This is a genomic window from Pseudomonas sp. N-137 (genome assembly GCF_034555295.1).
GTDB classification, from domain to species: domain Bacteria; phylum Pseudomonadota; class Gammaproteobacteria; order Pseudomonadales; family Pseudomonadaceae; genus Aquipseudomonas; species Aquipseudomonas rhizophila.
In genome coordinates, this window is record NZ_JAXUDQ010000030.1 from 846069 (window position 1) to 866903 (window position 20835).

The 20835-nt window shown below is 59.8% G+C and carries 18 protein-coding genes; 9 read left to right on the plus strand and 9 right to left on the minus strand.

The window, feature by feature from the left end; all coding sequences use genetic code 11:
- Window positions 1–145 precede the first annotated feature (145 nt).
- From msrB to T3A99_RS24995, 3 genes are all read left to right on the plus strand, one after another.
- Window positions 146–541 carry a peptide-methionine (R)-S-oxide reductase MsrB gene (gene msrB / locus T3A99_RS24985; RefSeq protein ID WP_047226373.1) on the plus strand — a complete coding sequence of 132 codons (396 nt, stop codon included), beginning with the start codon at window positions 146–148 and terminating at the stop codon, window positions 539–541.
- A 184-nt stretch (window positions 542–725) separates the two neighbouring features.
- Window positions 726–1211, plus strand: coding sequence for a glutathione peroxidase (locus T3A99_RS24990; RefSeq protein WP_047226374.1), 486 nt, complete (start codon window positions 726–728; stop codon window positions 1209–1211).
- Window positions 1208–1669 carry a MarR family winged helix-turn-helix transcriptional regulator gene (locus T3A99_RS24995; protein WP_188251188.1) on the plus strand — a complete coding sequence of 154 codons (462 nt, stop codon included), beginning with the start codon at window positions 1208–1210 and terminating at the stop codon, window positions 1667–1669. Before T3A99_RS24990 ends, T3A99_RS24995 begins: the two co-directional genes overlap by 4 nt.
- On the opposite strand, the gene T3A99_RS25000 is transcribed toward T3A99_RS24995, so the two are convergent.
- Window positions 1653–3974: a hybrid sensor histidine kinase/response regulator gene (locus T3A99_RS25000; RefSeq protein ID WP_076385708.1), complete on the minus strand. Its 2322-nt coding sequence runs from the start codon at window positions 3972–3974 to the stop codon at window positions 1653–1655. The two genes, T3A99_RS24995 and T3A99_RS25000, sit on opposite strands and share 17 nt — an antisense overlap.
- A gap of 163 nt (window positions 3975–4137) precedes the next feature.
- On the opposite strand from T3A99_RS25000, the gene T3A99_RS25005 reads away from it, so the two are divergent.
- Complete coding sequence (locus tag T3A99_RS25005) at window positions 4138–5028, plus strand: ATP-binding protein (protein ID WP_047226377.1); 891 nt, start codon at window positions 4138–4140, stop codon at window positions 5026–5028.
- The gene (locus tag T3A99_RS25010; RefSeq protein WP_047226378.1) at window positions 5025–5507 is read left to right on the plus strand and encodes a GAF domain-containing protein; all 483 of its coding nucleotides are present in this window, start codon (window positions 5025–5027) and stop codon (window positions 5505–5507) included. Before T3A99_RS25005 ends, T3A99_RS25010 begins: the two co-directional genes overlap by 4 nt.
- Window positions 5508–5576: 69 nt before the next feature.
- Here the strand turns inward: T3A99_RS25010 and T3A99_RS25015 are convergent, their stop codons facing one another.
- The 7 genes from T3A99_RS25015 to T3A99_RS25045 all read right to left on the minus strand — a co-directional run bounded on the left by T3A99_RS25015 (window position 5577) and on the right by T3A99_RS25045 (window position 15730).
- Window positions 5577–8525, minus strand: coding sequence for an HD domain-containing phosphohydrolase (locus tag T3A99_RS25015; RefSeq protein WP_047226379.1), 2949 nt, complete (start codon window positions 8523–8525; stop codon window positions 5577–5579).
- A gap of 117 nt (window positions 8526–8642) precedes the next feature.
- On the minus strand, window positions 8643–12200 hold the full coding sequence (locus tag T3A99_RS25020) for a transporter substrate-binding domain-containing protein (RefSeq protein ID WP_322834913.1): 3558 nt from the start codon (window positions 12198–12200) through the stop codon (window positions 8643–8645).
- Window positions 12201–12274: 74 nt separating this feature from the next.
- Complete coding sequence (locus T3A99_RS25025) at window positions 12275–12901, minus strand: response regulator transcription factor (protein ID WP_047226381.1); 627 nt, start codon at window positions 12899–12901, stop codon at window positions 12275–12277.
- Between the two features lie 377 nt (window positions 12902–13278).
- Window positions 13279–14607, minus strand: a complete 1329-nt coding sequence (locus T3A99_RS25030; protein WP_047226382.1) for a deoxyguanosinetriphosphate triphosphohydrolase — start codon at window positions 14605–14607, stop codon at window positions 13279–13281.
- Window positions 14608–14691: 84 nt separating this feature from the next.
- Window positions 14692–15027 carry a hypothetical protein gene (locus T3A99_RS25035; protein WP_047226383.1) on the minus strand — a complete coding sequence of 112 codons (336 nt, stop codon included), beginning with the start codon at window positions 15025–15027 and terminating at the stop codon, window positions 14692–14694.
- Window positions 15024–15413 (minus strand): phage holin family protein, encoded by a 390-nt coding sequence (locus T3A99_RS25040; protein ID WP_047226384.1) that lies wholly within the window; start codon window positions 15411–15413, stop codon window positions 15024–15026. Before T3A99_RS25040 ends, T3A99_RS25035 begins: the two co-directional genes overlap by 4 nt.
- 2 nt (window positions 15414–15415) lie before the next feature.
- On the minus strand, window positions 15416–15730 hold the full coding sequence (locus T3A99_RS25045) for a DUF883 family protein (RefSeq protein ID WP_047226385.1): 315 nt from the start codon (window positions 15728–15730) through the stop codon (window positions 15416–15418).
- A 337-nt stretch (window positions 15731–16067) separates the two neighbouring features.
- Between T3A99_RS25045 and T3A99_RS25050 the strand changes: the two genes are divergently transcribed.
- Window positions 16068–17276, plus strand: a complete 1209-nt coding sequence (locus tag T3A99_RS25050) for an ammonium transporter (RefSeq protein WP_274090268.1) — start codon at window positions 16068–16070, stop codon at window positions 17274–17276.
- A gap of 2 nt (window positions 17277–17278) precedes the next feature.
- Here the strand turns inward: T3A99_RS25050 and T3A99_RS25055 are convergent, their stop codons facing one another.
- A complete protein-coding gene (locus T3A99_RS25055; RefSeq protein ID WP_076385699.1) occupies window positions 17279–18991 on the minus strand; it encodes a cation:proton antiporter in 1713 nt (570 codons plus the stop codon).
- 191 nt (window positions 18992–19182) lie between these two features.
- Between T3A99_RS25055 and T3A99_RS25060 the strand changes: the two genes are divergently transcribed.
- The 3 genes from T3A99_RS25060 to T3A99_RS25070 all read left to right on the plus strand — a co-directional run bounded on the left by T3A99_RS25060 (window position 19183) and on the right by T3A99_RS25070 (window position 20796).
- Window positions 19183–19422 carry a glutaredoxin family protein gene (locus T3A99_RS25060; RefSeq protein ID WP_047226388.1) on the plus strand — a complete coding sequence of 80 codons (240 nt, stop codon included), beginning with the start codon at window positions 19183–19185 and terminating at the stop codon, window positions 19420–19422.
- A gap of 92 nt (window positions 19423–19514) precedes the next feature.
- Window positions 19515–19835 carry a transcriptional regulator gene (locus T3A99_RS25065; RefSeq protein WP_047226389.1) on the plus strand — a complete coding sequence of 107 codons (321 nt, stop codon included), beginning with the start codon at window positions 19515–19517 and terminating at the stop codon, window positions 19833–19835.
- 70 nt (window positions 19836–19905) lie between these two features.
- Window positions 19906–20796, plus strand: coding sequence for a pseudouridine synthase (locus T3A99_RS25070; RefSeq protein ID WP_076385697.1), 891 nt, complete (start codon window positions 19906–19908; stop codon window positions 20794–20796).
- Window positions 20797–20835: the final 39 nt, after the last annotated feature.

Here is a 20835-nt window from a genome sequence, read left to right on the forward strand (position 1 = left end):
GGCTTGACGCGGTACATGCGTGACAATCCGTTTGAATGCGCATGACGTGACTGCCAGACTGGCGCCTGACGAGGCGCAATCATACGTGCCGCCCGATCTGCGGAAAAGCGTCGGATCGGGCTTTTTCAATTGCCGAGGTAGGACGATGGAAAAGTTGCAGAAAACCCTTGAAGAATGGCGCGCCATGCTTGACCCGGAGCAGTACAACGTCTGTCGGCTAAAGGGCACCGAACGGCCATTCTCCGGTAAATACAACGACACCAAGACTGATGGTGTGTACCACTGCATCTGCTGCAACGAGCCATTGTTCGATTCGCAGACCAAATTCGATTCCGGCTGCGGCTGGCCCAGTTTCTACGCGCCGATCGAAGGCAGCGCAGTGGTGGAAGTGCGCGATGTCAGCCACGGCATGATCCGCACCGAAGTGGTCTGCGCCAAATGTGACGCGCACCTGGGCCACGTCTTCCCTGACGGCCCGCCACCCACGGGCTTGCGTTATTGCATCAATTCGGTGTGCCTGGATCTGGTGCCCCGAGGGTAACTCTGTGGGAGCAAAGCTTGCTCGCGATGAAGGCACCTCGATCTCTGAAAGACCGTGTCGCCTTCATCGCGGGCAAGCCTGGCTCCCACAATCTGTGATGCGGGTATTTTTGGATAATTAAATTGCATGCAATTTAATTGCTCGCTATCTTCATTGTCCTCTTCTTCCCATCTGGAGCCTTGCCATGAGCGACAACCTGCTGAGCATCCCGTGCACCACGATCAAGGGGGAGCAAAAGACCCTCGCCGATTTCGCCGGCAAGGCTGTGCTGGTGGTCAATACTGCCAGCCAGTGCGGCTTCACTCCCCAGTACAAGGGGCTTGAGGCGTTGTGGCAGACCTACAAGGACCAGGGCCTGGTGGTGCTGGGCTTTCCCTGCAATCAATTTGGCAAGCAGGAGCCGGGCAACGAGGGGGCGATTTCCGAGTTCTGCGAGTTGAACTTCGGTGTGAGTTTTCCGCTGTTCAAGAAAATCGAGGTCAACGGCGCCAATGCCCATCCGCTGTTTGTCCAGCTCAAGCAGCGGGCGCCCGGCGTACTGGGGTCCAAGGGCATCAAGTGGAATTTCACCAAGTTCTTGATCGGCAAGGACGGCCAGGTGGTCAAGCGGTTTGCGCCGACCACCAAACCCCAGGACCTGACCGGTGAGATCGAAGCCTTACTCAAATGAATGATCTGTCAGTCGATGCGCTGAAACTCGACAGCCAGTTGTGCTTCAAACTGTACGCCGCGTCGCGGGCGGTCATTCGCGGCTACAAGCCCATGCTCGATCAGCTCGGCCTGACTTATCCGCAATACCTGGCGATGCTGGTGCTGTGGGAGTGGCAGATAAATGCGCCGGAACAACCCACGGTCAAGGCGCTGGGCGAACGGCTACTGCTGGATTCAGGCACGCTGACGCCGTTGCTCAAGCGCCTGGAACAACTGAGCCTGGTTCAGCGCCAGCGTTCGGCCCGCGATGAGCGGGAGGTGCATCTGAGCCTTACGCAAACCGGCTGGGAATTGCGTGAGCAGGTCGGTCCGCTCAAGGCCCGCCTGTTATGCGACAGTGGGCTTGACCTGGACCGCCTGGGAGAGTTGCGAGACGGTCTCGATCATCTGTTGGGGCAGATCAAAGCGCTGACGTAAGCGGCACCCACTGGTCCAGTAACGCCGCCAGCTCTTCGCGCCGAAACGGCTTGGACAGGTAATCGTTCATGCCGGCGGCCCGGCATCGCTCACGTTCCTCAGGCATGGCGTTGGCTGTCAGTGCGACAATCGGCAGATCCGGCCAGCGCCCGCTGCGACGGATCTGGCGACTGGCTTCGTAACCGTCCATGACCGGCATGTTGCAATCCATCAGGACCAAATTGAAATCCCTCTGTTCGAGCAGGTCCAGGGCTTCGGCGCCATGGGCCGCGACGATGACTTCGCAACCGAGCTTCACCAGCATGCCCTTGGCCACCAGTTGGTTGACCGGATTGTCTTCCACCAGCAACACCCGCCCGCGTTTGGACGGCGCCAGGGTTTCGATCTGAGCGTCATTGATGGTGGTGGCGTCGCTTTGCAATGCGCGACGCAGGATCTGATAGAGGGCATGGCGCGCCAGGGGCCGGGCCTGCTGTAACAAGGGGGCGAGGGCGGCGGCTTCTTCGCTGGGCAGAAAACTGCCATATGCGGTGACCAGCAGGATGGGCGCGTCGAAGGTGGGACGCATAGTGAACAGGCATTCCGGGCAGTCGGTAATCAGGACATCAGGCTTGAGGCCCAGCAATCCGTCATCCACCGAACGTCTTTCATAGTCCAGCCCCCAGCCGGGCAATAGCATGTTGAGCAATTCGGCCAGGCCGCTGCTGCGGTCGGTGATGGCCACAATATTGCCGCGCAAGGGCTCGACGGGCGTCGCCGGGGTATGGCAGGGCAGGGGCAGGTCAGCGCAGAACTGGCTGCCGAAACCGGCCTCGGAGGTGATCGTCAACTGGCCTTGCATGGCTTCACAGAGGTTGTAGGTCAGCGCCAGGCCCAGCCCGGTGCCACCGAATTGGCGGGTAATGCCAACACCGGCCTGGGTGAACGGCTGGAGAATTCGTGCTTGGGCTTCCTGGGGGATGCCGATGCCGGTGTCACAGATCTCGATTCGCACGCCGTCTTCATGTGGACTCAAACGTACGTCGACCCGGCCGAAGCGAGTGAATTTCAGCGCATTGGACAGCAGGTTGCTGACGATCTGGCGCACCCGGGTAGGGTCACCCAGGACCTGTGCTGGAAGCGCCGGGTCGATCAGGCAGGCCAGCTCGACGCTGGGAGCTGCGTTCTGGGAAAGCAGGTTGGCGGTGTCTTCGACCAGCGAGCCAAGGTCGAACGGGATGCGTTCGAGTTCCAGTTGACCGGCGTCGAATTTCGACAGATCAAGGATATCGTTGAGCAGTTCAACCAGCACCTTGCCCGAGTCATGGGCGATCGATAGCTGTTGCTGTTGTTCGGCCGTCAGGGGGCCATCCAGTGACAGCGCGATCATTCCCAACAGACCGTTGAGCGGCGTGCGGATCTCATGGCTCATGTTGGCCAGAAAGACGGAGCGGGCTTCGGCCATATCCAGGGCGGTGCGCCGGGCCACTTCCAACTCCTCGTTGGACTGGCTGAGGCGGGCATTGATGGCTTTGAGTTCGGCGGTACGGGCCGAGACAATGTTTTCCAACTGCGCCAGGTAATCGGTGAGGCGATTTTCGGCCGTGCGCCGTTGCTGGATCTCGGTGGCGATATTTTCGAACTGCTGGTTGGCCACCGAGACCAGTACACCGATCTCGTCCTGCTGGTGGCCGGAGGGGCATTCCAGACGACTCTGCTCGCCGCTGCTGGGATCGCGGCTGCTCAGTTCGCGGATGACCCGAACCAGCGGCTTGGTCAGCATCACATAAAACAACGCCAGCAGCAGACCGGTCAGGATCAGGCTGCGGGCGAAACCGTTGAGCAGCGTCACTTCGGCCCGGCGCAGGAACCGGCTGCCGAAAGCATAGGTGTCGACCTCCAGCCGCAGCACGCCCAGGGACTCGGCCGGCAGGTGGTCCAGATAGAGGCGGTCTTCGAACTGGCGCTGGGCACCGAAGAGAAAGTCGCTGATGAACCGGTAACTGCTCTGCAGTTCGGGGCGTTTGACGCTGGCCAGCACGGTGTTGTTGTTATCGATCAGTTGGGCACCGATGATGGCCGGTGAGCGCAACAGGCCCAAGGACAGCTCCTGGGCGAGTTCGGCATCGATGTTATAGGCGATACGCGATGCCGGGTTGTGGCTGATTTCCAGCAGCGACAGGATTTCACGGTTGATCGACGCGTCTTCGCTGGCATAATCGATGCCGATCTGCATCAGGCTGAGCAAAGTACCCAGCACGAAACCCACCAGAACGGTCAGCCGGGCCTGCTTGTAGGACAGCCGTTGGGTGAATCTGATGTCCATGGAATGATGAACCACTTACGTTTCCCTTCGCCGCTCAAGCATAGCTGATCATCTCTGAATACCGATGCAGCCGGTTTATGTTGTGTGGGATAGACCCGCCATTGGGTACGGCGTTTCGTCGCTGTAGCGCCATCATCACTGTGAACCTGTCCGAGGAGAAGACATGGACTCTCGATTGAATGCTTTTCTTGAGCGTGCCGATGCGGTGCTGGCTCGCATAGAGCCCTTGTTGCCTGCTCCACGGCCGGCTATCGATTGGACCCGAACGCTGGCGGCCCGTTGGCAGCGCGACGGGCGCAGTGGTTACCTGCTGCCGCTTGAAGTCAGCCTCGACATGCGCCTGTCGGACCTGATTGGCGTGGATCGTCAGGTTGAACAGCTGGGTCGCAACACCCGCCAGTTCATCGATGGCATGCCGGCCAACCATGCGTTGCTGTGGGGCTCGCGTGGCACTGGCAAGTCGTCTCTGGTGCGCGCGTTGCTGGCCGAACATGCCCAGCATGGCTTGCGGTTGATCGAGATCGAGCGCGATCACCTGGCCGATCTGCCGCGGGTGGTCGAACAAATCGCAAAGCTGCCGCAGCGCTTTGTGCTGTTCTGCGATGACCTGTCGTTCGAATCCGGGGAGGGCGATTACCGCGTTCTTAAAAGCGTGTTGGACGGGTCTCTGGAACAGGCGCCGGACAACGTGCTGTTGTACGCCACCTCCAACCGCCGTCACCTGGTGCCGGAAAAGGAAAGCGACAACGAGAACTGGAAGCGGGTCGATGGCGAGCTTCACCCCAGCGAGGCCGTGGAGGACAAGATCGCCCTGTCTGACCGTTTCGGGTTGTGGCTGTCGTTTTATCCGTTTACCCAGGAGCATTTCCTCAACGTGGTGGAGCACTGGATCGGCGAGCTGGCGGCCAAGGCCGGGCTGGCCTGGCAGCGTGATGAAGCGCTGGATGTGCAGGCAGTGCGTTGGGCCACCGGGCGCGGCAACCGCAACGGACGTTGCGCTTATCAGTTTGCCCGATATTGGGTGGGCCTCAAACTTCTGGAGAATAAGGCATGATCGATTTGAAAGGCACCGGCGAAGGTCTCGACGGCTATGGCTTGTTAGCGGCACAGCTTGAGTCCTTGCTGGCCGATGAGCGTGATTTCATCGCCAATGCCGCGCAGTTTTCGGCCTTTCTGTTCAGTCAGCTGGACGACTTGAACTGGGCCGGCTTTTACCTCAATCGCAACGAAGAACTGGTGCTGGGCCCATTCCAGGGGCAGATCGCCTGCGTGCGAATTCCCTTTGGCCGTGGTGTGTGCGGGACAGCGGCGGCGACCCGCCAGACTCAGCGTGTTGAAGACGTCCATGCCTTTGCCGGGCATATCGCCTGCGACAGCGCGTCGAACAGCGAACTGGTGGTGCCGCTGGTCAAGGGCGGGCGCCTGATCGGCGTGCTCGACCTGGACAGTCCGAAGCTGGCGCGTTTTACCGAGCATGACCGAGCCGGTATCGAGCAACTGGCCGATATCTTCCTGCGCCTGACAGACTGCTGACCCGCTTGCCGTAGCAGTTGGCCAAAGCTCGGACCGCGTTCGGCTCGGCAGCGCCTACAACGGCGGCTTTCATGCCTTCAGTCCGGCCTTGTCCAACAGGCTGTCCGGGTCGACCTCATCGATCTGGCGCGGATCGAGAAACTGGTTGGCGTAGCTCAGGTAGATCTTTTCATCGATGAACAGCCCGAACAGCTCTGGATCGATGTGGGCGTCACGGCACATGGTGGCCATGATGCCCAGGGCTTCACTCAGTTTCTTGGCCTTCTTGTAAGGACGATCGGCAGCCGTCAGTGCTTCGAAAATGTCCGCAATCGCCATCATGCGTGCCGGCAGGCTCATCTCCTCGCGTTTGAGCCGCTTGGGATATCCCGTGCCGTCCATCTTCTCGTGATGCCCGCCAGCGATCTCCGCCACGTTGCCCAAATGGCTGGGAAAGGGTAACTGGCTGAGCATCAGGATTGTTTGCACCATGTGATGGTTGATGACGTAACGCTCTTCACGCGTCAGCGTGCCTCGTTTGATGCTGAGGTTGTAAAGCTCGCCGCGGTTGTACTTCCAGGGCGGCACGTCGAGCTGGAACCCCCACGGGTTGTCTGTCGGGATCAGCTCGGCTTCGTGCCGCTCCAGCAGGTGCTCGGGCTTGTCCGCCAACAACCGTTCAGTGACTGGAAGCGCAGGCTTGGGCGTGCGTGCCTGGCGCCGGTTCTCTTCCCAGGAAACCCCCAGGCGGTCATCCAGGGTCCGGGTCCAGGGGCGTTGGGCGATATCTTGCAAACGTTGCAGGTCGGCGTCGGCCATGGCCTCGGAGCCGAGGTTGCAGCGGGCGACGAAGGCAAAGTCGTCATCGAGGCTGGCCAGTGTGGCGTCGCGTCGCTGGGCCAGGGATGACGGCTCGCCACCCGTTGCCAGGGCCTGCCAATAATCGACCCAGGCGTCGCGCTTGAGCACCTCGAAGCGCGTGCGGATCTCGTGGATCCGGTCGTTCAGGGTTTCCAGTTTGGTGGCTTTGTCGACCACGTATTCGGGGGTGGTGACCTTGCCGCAATCGTGCAGCCAGGCGGCGATGTGCAGCGCTTCCCACTCATCTTCCGTGGGACGGTAGGCCTGGAATGCCGACGCCTGGCTGGCAGCGGCGGCCTGGGCGAGCATCAGCGTCAGGGCTGGCACCCGCTGGCAATGACCGCCGGTGTAAGGACTCTTGGCATCGATCGCCCCAGCCAGCAGTTGAATGAACGAATCGAGCAGTTGTTTTTGCCGGGCTTGCAGGCGCTGGCCTTCAATGCTCACGGTGGCGGCGCCGGACACGGCCTGCAGGAAGGCGATGCGGTCTGGCTGCAGTTTTTCCAGGTCGGCTTCGGTGCCGCTGTCGGTTATCAGCAACACCAGAACCCCGACGGTTTCCTGGTGACGATTGCGCAGGCGGATGCCGATCAGGTGAACCCGTGGCGCATCCAGTGCCAGCAGGACACTCTTGAGGTCGCCGACCTGCTCGAAGCCCAACGAGGTGACGAGGTTGTCCGAGGCGTCCAGTTGCTGCAGCCATGGCGGGCTGTCCTGTGCCTTGAGCGCATGACCTTGCAAGCCGAAGGCAGCAAGGTCCCGAGGCCTTCCATCGATGACCAACCCATAGGGCCTGACCTGATCGTCATCGTTCTCGCGCAGGTAAATCAGGCCGGCCTGGGCCTGGCCGATTTTCACTGTTTCGAACAGCACCCGCTCCAGCAACGGGGCAAAGCGGGTTTCGGCGCGCAGACTGGCGGTGATTTCGAAGAAGCTTGCCAGGGTCTCTTTCATTCGCGCCATCGAGACGCCCAACTGATCGACCTCCAGCACGGGGGAGCGACGGGACACCGGGTAGTTGAAATCGAAGCTGCGGATGGCGTCCGCCTCCTGCACCAGTGCGCGCAGGGGCTTGACCAGAATCCTGGAGGTCAACCAGCCCAGGGGCAGGCACAGGAGCAGAGTGGCGAGGGTAATCAGCGCGCCTTGCCAGCGCATGCGATAGGCATCGGCCAGCAACTCATCCTCAGGGACCAGCAACGCCAGTTCCAGGCCCTGCGGCCCGCCTTCCTGCATGTGGCTGCGCGAAACGATCCATTGGCGTCCACCAGCCTCCAGGCGTGGGGTGTCGGTGTTGTCGTCGAGTGCGGCGGCGATGGCCGGGCTGAGGTCGCGTGCCTTGATCAGTCGTGCCGACTGGATGTCGGTGATCAGCCGATGACTGTCGGGGTAGGCGACTGTATTGCCCTGGGGGTCGAGCAGCACAATTTCGGTGCCGGCGGTCACCCTGTGCTTGGCCAGGGTCTGGGACAGGGACGCCAGGGTCAGGTCGGCAGCGATGACCGCCTGTTCGCCACTGCGCCGGGCGAGGGTGGTGCCCAGGTTTTGGGTGGAGAAGAATACGTAGGGTTCGGTGGTGATTTGCTCGGCGCTTCCCAGCGCGCTGCGAAACCAGCCTCGGTTGCGCGGATCGTAGGATTCGTCGGCAATGACCTGACGGCTGACGAGCGTCAGGCTCTGGTCGTAGAACAGCGACTGGGCACGAACCTGGCCGGGGGTAGCTGTCCGATCCACGGTCCAGACCTGGTAGGCCGCGTTGGCCGGTGCTTTCAGCGCGGTCTTCAGGGCTTCGGTACGCAAGGGACGGACCATCAGGAAGTCGCCATTGCTGTCGCCCAGGTACAGCGACGCCAGGTTCGGGTTGTCCCGCAGCGCCTGGCTGAAGGGGGCGAGCAGGGCCAGGCGCTGAGCGATCCTGGGTTCACGTGTCGCCGGGTAATCGGCTAGCAGGCCCAACAGGTGGCGGATGGGTTCATAGGTGTCATACAAATCCAGGCGTACGTCCTGCTCGATGCGGTTGAACAGTTTTTCACTGCTGGACAGGATGATTTGTGTGGTCTGGTGATAGTTGAAAATGCCTAGCACCACACCGGTCAGCAGCAGGAGCAACGTAAACATCACGCTGATGTGTACGTGCAAGGGGAACCGGCGTTGTTGCGGACGCGGTGCGCTGGGCATTGCAGTCACTCCAAGTGTTGATGGGCGTTCCCAACTCATTCCCTGCCGCGCCGGGGGAAACCAATCGAGAACGCCCCTGGTGCGCACTGCTGAGCGATCAGCATAGTAAACGCTGGATTATTTTGCCTTGGCGATCTCTGTTTCCAGGGCGCGCTCCAGTTCGGTCATGGCCTGGTCGAGCGCCTCGGTACATTCGCCAATGGGTTGCGCACCCTGTGCCTGGTGGCAGGCGTGTTCCAGCGCCTCACATCTTTGTATCAACGAGGTCGCCTGCACGATTCGGGCGACGCCTTTTATTTTGTGCGCGGCCTCGGTCAGTGCCTGTCGGTCCCCACTGCGGGCAATATCGAGCAACTCCCGGCGGTCCGAGCGATTGCTGCTGAGCAGTTCTTCCAACAGGCGCCGGATGGACAAGGGGTTGCCACCGGTCAAGGTCTGCAGGCTTTGCACATTGAAAGCCTTGGGCCGGCTGGTGGATCTGACTGTTTTCATCCATTGGCTCAGGGCGCTCAGGCTGATCGGTTTGAACAGGCAGTCGTCCATTCCGGCGTCCCGGCAGCGTTGTTTTTCCTCCGGTTGTGCGTTGGCGGTAAACCCCAGGATGGTGCAGCGCGGCAGTTCGCGTTCGCACTCATGGCGACGAATCGAACTGGCCAGTTCGTAGCCACTCATGATGGGCATGTTGCAATCGGCGATGACCAGGTCGAAATCCCCTTCATGCCAGGCTTTGAGTCCTTGTGCGCCATCATGGGCGACCTGATGGTGATGACCCAGGTACTCCAGTTGTTGCGACATCAACAAGCGATTGGCCGGATGGTCATCCACGACCAGAACGCTCAAGGCGGCCGTGGCCGTTTCAACGACAGGTTCCGGGGGCACGCAAACCGTGGTGGTCGGCAGGGTAGTCAGTTGCAGTGAAATCTGGACCCGGGTGCCGATGCCCGGCTCACTGCTCATGTGCAGACTGCCGCCCATCATCTGACACAGGTTGCGACTGATCACCAGGCCAAGTCCTGCGCCCGTTCGCGCCATCCGGCCGGTGTTGTCGACCTGGGAAAACGGCTCGAACAGACGTTGCAGGTCTGCCGCACTGATGCCGATGCCGCTGTCGCTGACCTCCAGTTGCATGTGCAGGGTGTCATTCGGGGCGGCCGGAGACAGTTGGACCTTGATTTGAACTTGACCCTGTTCGGTAAATTTGAGGGCATTGCTGATCAGGTTCGAGAGCACCTGTTTGAATCGCAAGGGATCTATCAGGACGTCCGGGTTGCCTTCGGCCGGGTCGAACAGCAGCGACAATGCCAGGTTCTTCTGTCGAGCAACGCCTTCGAAAACCCGTATGACCGATTGCAGCAAGGCCCTGAGATTGACCCGCTCGGGCGCCAGGCTCAGGTGACCTGACTCGATCCGTGCAATGTCCAGGATGTCGCCGATCAGCTCGAGCATGCCGGAAGCCGATTCGTACGCCACTTCTATGGTCGAACGGTCCAGATGGCCCTTGTCGGCATGTTTCAAAGCCAGCTCCAGCATGCCGATCACCGCGTTCATGGGGGTGCGGATCTCATGGCTCATGGTCGCCAGGAACGTGCTTTTGGCGCGGTTCGCATTGTCGGCCCGCTCCTTGGCGGCGCGCAGTTCGTCGAACAATTGGCGTCGTTCGCTGATGTCGATCCAGCCGCCAATGATGCCCTGTACTTCGGCGTTTGAGTTGCGATAGGGGAGAATCCAATGGTAGATGGTCAGCTTGTCAGCCCCGATATGTAACGGGCGATCCAGGACCAGCGGAGTGCCTTCGGCCATGACCCGCTGATAGTCCGCCTGGTACTCCTGCGCTTCGAAAGCATTGCTCATGGACCCAGGCATGACGTTCTTGCCGATGACTTCTTCGCGTTTCACGTTGAACGTCTGCAAGTAACTGTCATTGCAACTTTGCAGGAAACCGTTGCGATCTCTGACGTAGATCGGGTGAGGGGTGCCGTTGAGCAGTGAGTGCATGAACTCAAGCTGGTCATTGAGGGCCAGCTCCGCCCGTTGACGTTGCCTGATCTGGCGCTGCATGTAGGCATTCCATGCCAGCGACAGCAGCAACAAGAGGCCGACGCCGGCGACGATCTGAAAAAACAGGCGGTTATAGGTGCGCCACACGTGTTCCGATGCCGACACGTAACCTCGCCAACGATTATTGATCACGCCCAGTTCGTCCGGGTCGATGCTGGTGAGGGCTTTGTCGAGAATGGAGTTCAGCTCCACGGCGTCTTTGGCAGTGGCCAACGAGAACATGGCCTGGCGGGTTCCTACGGTGCTGCTGATTTGCAAGGTGTCTCGCAACGAGTGCGACGAGATGAAGTAGTTGGCCATGACCAGAGAGTTCACGCTGCCATCGATCTGGCCCTTGGCGAGCATTTCAACGGCATGGAGAGGGTCGTCGGTTTCGATGATCTTGATGTCCGGATACTGGCTGCGTAGCCATTCAATGACCGGATTGCCTTGAGTGATGGCCAGGCTTCGGTCGCCGAACTGGTCGAGGGTTGCCGGGGTGTCGGCTTGCTTGCGGGTCAGCAGGACGAATGAGCTGTCGACGTAGGGGCGGCTGAACTTCAACTGTTGCTGCCGCGCGCTGCTCGGCAAAAGCGCTGCAATCATGTCGGCCTGACCGTTCAGGACCGCGGCAATCATTTCGCTGTCATTCTGAGTGCGTTGGATCTCCAGGCGGATGCCGGTGCGCAACCGGATCAGCTCCAGCAGGTCGGCACTGATGCCGCGAAAGTCACCATCGGAGTCGAAAAAAGTGAAGGGCGCCGCGGTTTCGTTGACCACGACTCGCACCACCGGGTGCCGTGCCAGCCAGCGTTGCTCCCGGGCGGTCAGTTGTATCTTGTGTTCCGTGAGATACAAGTCGCTGCCAGCGCTCCAGCGTTTGGAAATGGCCGCTTGCTCGGTGATGGAAATCTGGTTCAGCGTGGCATTGATGGCCTCCAGCAGCCGGGTATCGTGACTTCGAACCGCGAAACCGAATCCATAGGACTCATGCTTGCCGAAGCTGGCCATGCGGATGTTGCTCAGGTAACCCTTGCTGATCATGTAGTGGGTGGAAATGGTATCGCCGAGAAAGACATCCGCCTGGCCGAAAGCGACGGCGTTTATGGCGTTCTGGTAGGAGGGGTAGGTGCTGATGATTGCCTTGGGGTAAAGCTTTTCGATTTCCCGCAGCGGCAGGTAGTGATAAACCATGCTCAGCCGCAATCCCTGGAGATCTTCGGTCAGGGAACGGCTTTCATTCGTCCGGGTGACGAGAACGGGCTGGTCCACTGCATAAGGGGTCGATAGCACAATGCCGGGGGTGCGCGCTTCGAAACCATTGGCGGTGCCGAGCAGGTCGATTTTTCCATTCTTGAGGGCCGCAATGGCCTCGTCCCGGGAAGCGAAACGCAAAACCCGCATTGGCAGACCGATCGCCCTGGCGATGACGCCGGCGTAGTCGGCAGTCATGCCCTCGTAGTCTTGCCCGCTGGTGGACAGATCGAAGGGCGGATAATCAGGGGCAGACGTTCCCAGTACCAATTCCTGCCGGTCCTGTAACAGGCTACGGTGAGCGTCATCCAGCAGGACCTCGACATGAGCCGCCGTCGAACGACCCAAAAGCGTGTAGTGCTCGGGCGTGCCCGGCGTCGCCATGAGGACGTGCGCATATAACCCCGCGCTTAATAGCAGGAGGCATCTACTTATGCATTTGAGCATCCGGTCTTTTCTCACACCAGCGCGTTGCGCTTCGCCATTTCAATCAGTTCTACCAGGGACTTGACCTTGAGTTTTTGCATCAATCTTTTTTTGTAAGTGCTGACAGTCTTATTGCTGAGAAACATACCTTTGGCTATTTCCTTATTGGTACGGCCCTGAGCAAAAAGTTGCAGCACCATCAACTCTCGGTCATTGACACTTTTGAACAGATCCAGCTCTATGCTGCGAGGATCATCCTGGCGGACCGGGTTCAGTGCCTGGCTGGGGAAATAGTTATAACCGGACAAAACGGCCTTGATTGCGCTGACCAGCTCGCTGAGGTCTTCCTGTTTACAAACGTATCCAGAGGCACCGGATTGCATGCACCGGATACCGAAAAGCGTTGGGGACTGAGCGGTGAGCACCAATGTTTTAAGGGGCGTGGTCATGGCGTTGAACCGTGAGAGAATTTCCAGCCCGTCAAGCCTGGGGATGCTGATGTCCAGAATGACCAGGTCCGGCATGCATTCGCGCACCATTTGCATCGCATCCACACCGTTGTCAGTTTCCCCTACGACTTTATAGCCCTCATGCTCCAGGAGCATGCGAACGGCGAGGCGGATGACCGGGTGGTCGTCGACAATGAAAACGGAGTTCATGAATAAAGTCCCTACGAGCTTAATAAAGCGCGCACCTTAGCCCAGTTAATGCCGGGGTCGTATGAGGAGACAGGCATACATATTCAATTTCAGAAGTTTCCTACAAAAAAAGAGGCGGGGTACTACGATGTGATTGGGTTTTTAGTAGGTGAATGAACTAGGAAGGGGAATTATTGCCCGTTTTGAAGGGGAGATTTCTTTCAGGATGTTGTTTATACAAACAAATAGAGGAAGGGTTTATTCAGTATTAAATGGCAGGCCATCGACTTTTCAGAAACGAGTACGACGCTTCATTGCCGTTTACCCCGCCCCGAGGGGCGGGCCTGCCAAACCTCCATGACTGTGCCTTCGCATCCAGGCTTGCCGCCGACGCCCTCTCATTGGCGAGTACGGCCCGTCATCTCCTGAGCCATTTCGCTGGCGTAGCTGTCAGTCATCCCGGCGATAAAATCGATCATCCGCAAGAATGCACCATGCAACGAACCGTTCGGATCGGGCGCGTTGTTACCCAGCAGGTCGAGAATTCGCCGATTCTTGAACGAAGGCGTGCGACCGCCATGTTGCTCCAGGGCGGCGCCGCAAAATCCGTTGAGCAGGATTTCCAGCGTGGTGTAGGCGCCGATCTCATGCAGGGTCTTGCGCTTGTCCTGGAAGATTTTCTTGCGCGCCATGTCCTTGGCATTCAATACGCAACGTTTGGCTGGGCCATGCATGTGTTCCACCAGGTCCCCTGGCAGCGTACCGGCCAGCAATGCTTGCTGCTGCTCGACGAAAGCCCTGGCTGCGGCGTTGGTCAGATGTTCGATGGCCTTGCCCCGCAGGATCGCCAGTTTGCGTCTTCGCGAGTCCAGTGGTCCAAGTTGACGGTAAGTGTCCGGGAGATCGTCGCCCACCAGGTCCAGAAGCAGCGACTCCACTTGCGGGTATTCCAGCAGCTCCATTTCCACGCCGTCTTCCAGGTCGATCAGCGCGTAGCAGATGTCATCGGCGGCTTCCATCAGATAAACGAGCGGATGCCGTGCCCAGCGCTGGTCTTCGAGCTGAGGCAGGCCGAGCTTGTGGGCGATCTGTTCCAGCAACGGCAGTTCGCTCTGGTAGCAACCGAACTTGTGCTTCTTGTAGCCCAGGGAGTCCGCGTGACGGGCGGTCCAGGGGTATTTGAGGTAAGTGCCGAGGGTGGCATAGGTCAACCGCGTACCACCGTCGAACTGGTGATATTCAAGCTGGGTGAGCACCCGGAACCCCTGGGCGTTGCCTTCGAAATTGAGAAAGTCGTTGCGTTCGGCCTCGGTCATGGCGTCGAGCCAACCGCGGCCTGCGGCCTGCTGGAACCAATAGCGGATGGCGTCTTCACCGGAATGACCGAATGGCGGGTTGCCGATGTCATGGGCCAGGCAGGCCGATTGCACCACCATGCCCAGGTCACTTGGCTCGCACCACTCAGGCAGGGCGCTGCGGATGGTTTCTCCCACCCGCATGCCCAGGGAGCGTCCGACGCAACTGACTTCCAGCGAATGGGTCAGGCGTGTGTGGATGTGGTCGTTGCTGGAGACCGGATGCACCTGGGTCTTGCGTCCCAGGCGCCGGAACGCGCCGGAAAAGATGATGCGGTCATGGTCTTTGTGGAACGGGCTGCGGCCCAACTCTTCCGGGCTGTGCAGCGTTTTTCCGAGGCGCTCGCGAGTCAGCAGGGTGTGCCAATCCAAGGCTGGTTGCTCCGTTTGATAAGGTCGATGTCCTAGCTTCGCGGTTCGCGGGGCACCTCGCAAGGCCTATAGGCTATTGCTGCGTCAGGGTTTGCGCACACTTTTGGCCAGCTTGATGAGCGGCAGCAGGGTCGTTGCCAGCCGGATCAGTCCCGTCAGGCTGCTGGTGCGGCCGCTACGGGTCCGTTTGCCGGTGAGAAAACCGAGCAAGGACACCGCCGCCACGCCCCAGAGCGGCGCGTGCTTGATGCCGAAGCCCTCGTGCCAACTCTGTGTGAAACCGCGCACCCGCTGCAGAGGTTGCAACAGTTGACGGGTTTCCTGGCGGATTTCCTGTCGGTGCATTTCCATGCGCAGACGTACCAGCGCCTTGCGCATTTCCTGGCGGGTCCGGGCTTGAGGAATATCAGGCAGGCTCATGGCAACAGGCGCTCCCGGTCGTTGGCCAATTCTTCCAAAGTGGCATGGAAAGGGGAGGACTCGTCATAGATCGCTGCTTTGAGTCGCAGGCCGCAGAACAGGGCGGCCAGCAGATAAAACAGGCACAAGCCAATAATCCCCGCCAGACGATAGGTATCCCATACCAGGATCAGTACCAGCGCCGAGAGCCCCACCAGCAGCAACAACGCAAATACCAGCGCCAGCCCGGCGAACAACAGCAGGCTGACTGTGCGTGCTTTCTGTTCCTGCAATTCGATGCCGAACAATTCGACATGACTGTGCAGCAAGCCAAGGAACGCGGCGCCCAGGCGGCGTGCTGTAGGTTGGGTGCCCGCTTCGGACGAGCCGGATTCGTCAATGCCCATCATTAGCGCCGTGTCGCCAGCAGGCCGATCAGAAAGCCCACGCCAGCTGCGATGCCGACGGATTGCCAAGGATTGGCCTGAACGTATTCCTCGGTGGCGATCACCGCCGCCTGGCCGCGCTCACGCACCGAGTCTTCGGTCAACTTCAGGGTCTCGCGGGCGCGCAAAAGGGTTTCATGGATCTGACTGCGCAGCTCATCTGCCTGGTCGCCAGCCAGTGTCGCGGTGTGATCCAACAGCCGTTCGGTGTCGCTGACCAGCGTCTGAAAATCTTCCATCAGGATTTCTTGAGCAGTCTTTGCCTGGGTTCTGGCCATGGGGGAATCTCCGTAAGTGACGTCTGAAGCGTTCGAGTATGAGCCATACCGGAAGGTTCAGTGAAACTGACTGGTACAACTTTTGCTCAGGGTTTTGCCATGTACTGGTGCGTCCCCCTGCGCCTGTGCGCTGAAGATGGGCGTCAGCCCGCAAAACCTTAACCCAGAAAAACAAAATCCGCGAAGCACTCCAAGCGCAACACCGCATTGTCGATTTTTTGTGCACTCATTCGGTTCATCGGTTTTTCGGTAGTCAGATGAGATGTCTCGACTTGGTGCGTCGTCTGGGCGGGCGAACCGGTTTGGTGCTTTTTTCAACTTTTCAGGTCTGCCAACCATGGAAAATATGCAAAGCGCTGTGGACACTCTGGTCCACAGCTCCAACACGCTGTTCATTTTGCTCGGTGCGGTCATGGTTCTGGCGATGCACGCCGGTTTCGCGTTCCTTGAAGTGGGAACTGTCCGACAGAAGAACCAGGTCAATGCACTGTCGAAAATTCTCAGTGATTTCGCCGTCTCCACCCTGGCCTATTTCTTCGTGGGCTACTGGGTTTCCTACGGCGTGACCTTCCTGCAACCTGCTGCGGTGCTCAACGTCGATCATGGTTACAGCCTGGTGAAGTTTTTCTTCCTGTTGACGTTCGCCGCCGCGATCCCGGCGATCATTTCCGGCGGTATTGCCGAGCGTGCCCGATTTGCCCCTCAGTTGTGTGCCACGGTGTTGATCGTCGCGTTTGTGTATCCATTCTTCGAAGGCGTGGTCTGGAATGGCAATTTCGGCCTGCAGGCCTGGTTGCAAGCCCAGTTCGGCGCTGGCTTCCATGATTTTGCCGGTTCGGTGGTCGTGCATGCCATGGGCGGATGGCTGGCGCTGGCGGCCGTGCTCTTGCTGGGGCCGCGTAACGGCCGTTACCGCGACGGTCGTCTGGTGGCGTTCGCGCCATCGAGTATTCCTTTCCTGGCCTTGGGGTCGTGGATCCTGATTGTCGGCTGGTTCGGCTTCAACGTGATGAGCGCCCAGACGCTGCCGGCGGTGAGCGGGTTGGTGGCGATCAATTCATTGATGGCCATGGTCGGCGGGACCGTGGCGGCGTTGGTCGTCGGACGCAATGACCCCGGCTTTCTGCACAACGGTCCGTTGGCCGGGCTGGTAGCGGTCTGTGCCGGTTCGGACCTGATGCACCCGATCGGCGCACTCGTGACCGGCGCTATCGCCGGTGCCTTGTTTGTCTGGTTTTTCACCGCGGCCCAGGGCAAGTGGAAGATCGACGATGTGCTCGGTGTCTGGCCGCTCCACGGGTTGTGTGGTGTCTGGGGCGGCATTGCTTGCGGGATCTTCGGCCAGAGCGCTCTGGGCGGCCTGGGCGGGGTCAGTTTGATCAGCCAACTGATCGGCACCACGCTGGGCGTTGTCGTTGCCCTGTGCGGCGGGTTCGCGGTCTATGGTGCGATCAAGGCTGTGGTGGGACTGCGGCTGACTCAGGAGCAGGAGTACTACGGCGCCGACCTTTCGATCCACAAGATCGGCGCGGTCAGTCAGGACTGATCCTAAGGCTCTTTGTCCTGATTCCCAGGATAAAAACCGTGTAGCAAGCGATAGCGGTCGTGGCGGACCTGATCCACATGCTGCTGGACCTGCTGGTTCGGCAGCCCGAGCATGATCAGGGCGTGGGAGGCCAGCATCAGGCTTGACTCCAGCAGCTCCGGGACCACTTCGCTGGCCCCGGCAGCCTGCAACTCCGCCAATTGGCTGTCATCGCGGGTACGCACCAGAATCGGCACCTGGGGATTGAGCCGACGGGCTTCCTTGAGCACGCTGATGGCGATGTCGGTTTTGTCCACGGCGATCACCAGCAGCTTGGCGCGACTCAGTCCGACGGCGGCCAGCAGGTCGCCTCGGCGTGAATCCCCATAGTGCACGCAGCTTTCCCCGACGCTGGCTTCCTGAATGATGACCGGATCGTCGTCCAGGGCCACGAACGCCTGGTGTTCCCTGCGTAGAAACCTGCCGATTGACTGGCCGACGCGGCCATACCCGCAAATAACCACATGGCCGGACAAATCGGCATTGAGTGCGCTTATCTGGTCCAGCTGTGCCTCTTCGTTGGGTTTGCGGTGCAGGCGGGCTGCAATGTGCGGCGCGGCACGCAGCAGCAGTGGCGTCAGCAGCATCGAGCAGAAGGTCGCTGCCAGCAGCAGGCCGCTGATGTCGGCGGGCATGAGGCGGTTCTGCTGCATCAGTGCCATCAGGGCAAAACAGAACTCGCCGCCCTGGGCCAGGGCCAGGCCACTGCGCCAGGAGGTTTCGCCGTCGTCCCCTTGCCATTTCACCAGCACTGCGACCACGCAGCCTTTGATAAGCATCAATCCCAGGGTCAACCCGAGGATCAGCAAGCCGTCCTCCACAAACAACTGCAGATCGATCAGCATGCCGATGCTGACGAAAAACAGCCCCAGCAGAATGTCGCGGAACGGCCGTATGTCTGCCTCGATCTGATGTCGGTAATGGCTTTCCCCCAACAACATGCCCGCCAGAAACGCCCCGAGGGCCGGTGACAGACCCAGCAGATGGGTCAGCCAAGCCGTCAGCAATACGATCACCAGGGCCAGCAGCACGAACAGCTCAGCGGACCGGGATTCGGCCACTTCATGGAACAGCCGCGGCAGCAGTAGACGACTGGCCAGCAGTAAACCGCCGAACAGCACCAGGGTCTTGCCCAGGGTCAGGGGCAACGCCCAGTACCATGGTTGCTCGCTGCTGCCGGCGAACACGGGGACGAGGGTCAACAGCAACACCGCGACGACATCCTGGAACAGCAGCACACCGATTGCGTTCTGGCCATGGCTGCTGAATATTTCCCCCAGGCTGGTCAGCTCCTTGCTGACAATAGCGGTGGATGACAAGGCCAGCCCGGCGCCGAGCAGCATGGCGGCGACAGGCGGGGCGCCGAAGAGCAGCAGCAGACTGCCCAGCAGTATCCCTGAGCACAGCACCTGCAGGCTGCCAAGGCCGAACACGACCCTGCGCAGTTCGATCATCTTCGCCAGGGAGAACTCCAGCCCCAGCGAGAACAACAGGAAAACCACCCCGAGCTCGGCCAGGTCTGGCAGTTCCTCGCTGTCGTTCACCCAGTCCAGGGCGGTGGGGCCGACCGCCAGACCGACACAGAGATAACCCAGTACCGGCGGCAGGCGCAGTCGCCTGAACAGGGCGATGACCACCAGGGACGAGGCAAGAATGATCAGCAGATTGGCAAACAAGGGGTACTCCGTTTCAAGGTTTGCGCCACACAGCGTAGAAGGAAAATAAGCGCCGGGCATTGCCGGAAAAGTATTGGCGCTCAATGATTTGCACAGCGTTTTACCGAAGCACTGTCAGATTTTCTACCCGGCTCGACGGTTTTGCAGGGTGGGCCTAGAATGACCGTCTCTCTTTAGTGGGTCTACCTGCCATGCCTCCTGAATGCCAGTTGTTCGGCACCCTGGGTTGTCATCTTTGTGAAGTTGCCGAAGGTGTATTGATGTCTTTCGTCGAGCATGGATTGTTGGTGGAGCTGGTGGATATCGCCGAGAGCGAGGTTTTGTCCGAACGTTATGGGCTGCGAATCCCGGTCCTGCGCCGGATCGATACGGGCGCGGAACTGGATTGGCCTTTTGACGATGCTGATCAGGTGGCCGCTTTCCTGAGTTGAACCCTGCCATACGTCGAATCCAGGCACTGCCATTGGCGAAAACTCCCTTCTTCGGTTACTGTATGCCCATACAGTTATCTGGAGTGCGTCCCTTGGTCAATGTCGAACAACTGAAAAACAGCGTGAACAGGATGTCCGTGGACGTTGTGCGCGAGGCGGTCCAGGAGTTGCGCCTGGACGGGCTGGTAACCGAAGGCAAGACGCCCTTCAACAAACTGCATTTCAACACCTGCTTCGCCGAGATCGAAGCACTGTTCCAGCGTGCCGGCTACCACAAGCAACTGGATGTGGTGGGTTACCAGGGCCTGTTGTATGCGTTGTACGATCCGGGTCGCTGGGAGGCGGTGGAAGTGCTGCGCTGGTTGAAGGAGTTCACTGAAGCGGCAGCAAAGACGACGTCGATCCCGGCGTGAAGCAATCATTGCTGGGCTGACATGCGCGGCTGGCGGATAATGCCGCCCTGCCAAAAGATTAGAGTTTTCAATGTCCCGGTCATCATTTTGCGCCGCTCACCATCAGGCCAGTACCTTGTATCTTCCGCCCGGCTCCTGGCAGACGGTGCTGGAGTGCCTGTGCGAGCATTTCAGCACCATCAGTCGCGAGCAGTGGCTGGACCGCATCACCCGGGGGCGGGTATTGGACGGCGAGGGCAGGGCCATTGCTGCCGACCTGCCGTACCGGGAAGGCCTGCGCATCCACTACTTTCGTGAGGTGCCTGACGAGAAGCCGATCCCGGTCGTGGAATCGATTCTGTATGCCGACGAACATCTGGTGGTAGCAGACAAGCCGCATTTTCTGCCTGTCACTCCAGCGGGCGAGTATGTCGAGCAGACCCTGTTGCGACGTCTGATCCGACGTCTGGACAATCCCCATCTGGTGCCCTTGCACCGTATCGACCGGCATACGGCGGGGCTGGTGCTGTTTTCAGCCAACCCGCAGACCCGTTCGGCTTATCAGTCGCTGTTTCCAACGCGCAAAATCGAGAAACGCTACCAGGCCATAGCCCCTGCGTTACCTCAGATGACCTTTCCTCGGGTGCATAAGAGCCGAATGATCGATGGCGAGCCGTTCTTCCGGATGCAGGAAGGGCCGGGCGAGCCCAATACCGAAACGGCCATCGAAGTCCTGGAAAAGAATGGCGAGTTGTGGCGCTACGGTCTGTCTCCGGTCACGGGCAAGAAGCACCAGTTGCGAGTGCATATGAATGCCCTCGGGGCGGCTATCTGTAACGATCCGTTCTACCCGGACGTGCTGCGGGACGTAGAGGACGATTACGCCAACCCGCTCAAGCTGCTGGCCCAGGGGTTGAGTTTTATCGATCCTGTCACCGGCCAGGAACGTGCTTTTCAAAGCGATATCAGCTTGCAGTGGTGATCGGAGCTGACTTTCGAACAGGCATCAAAAAGCCCGCAA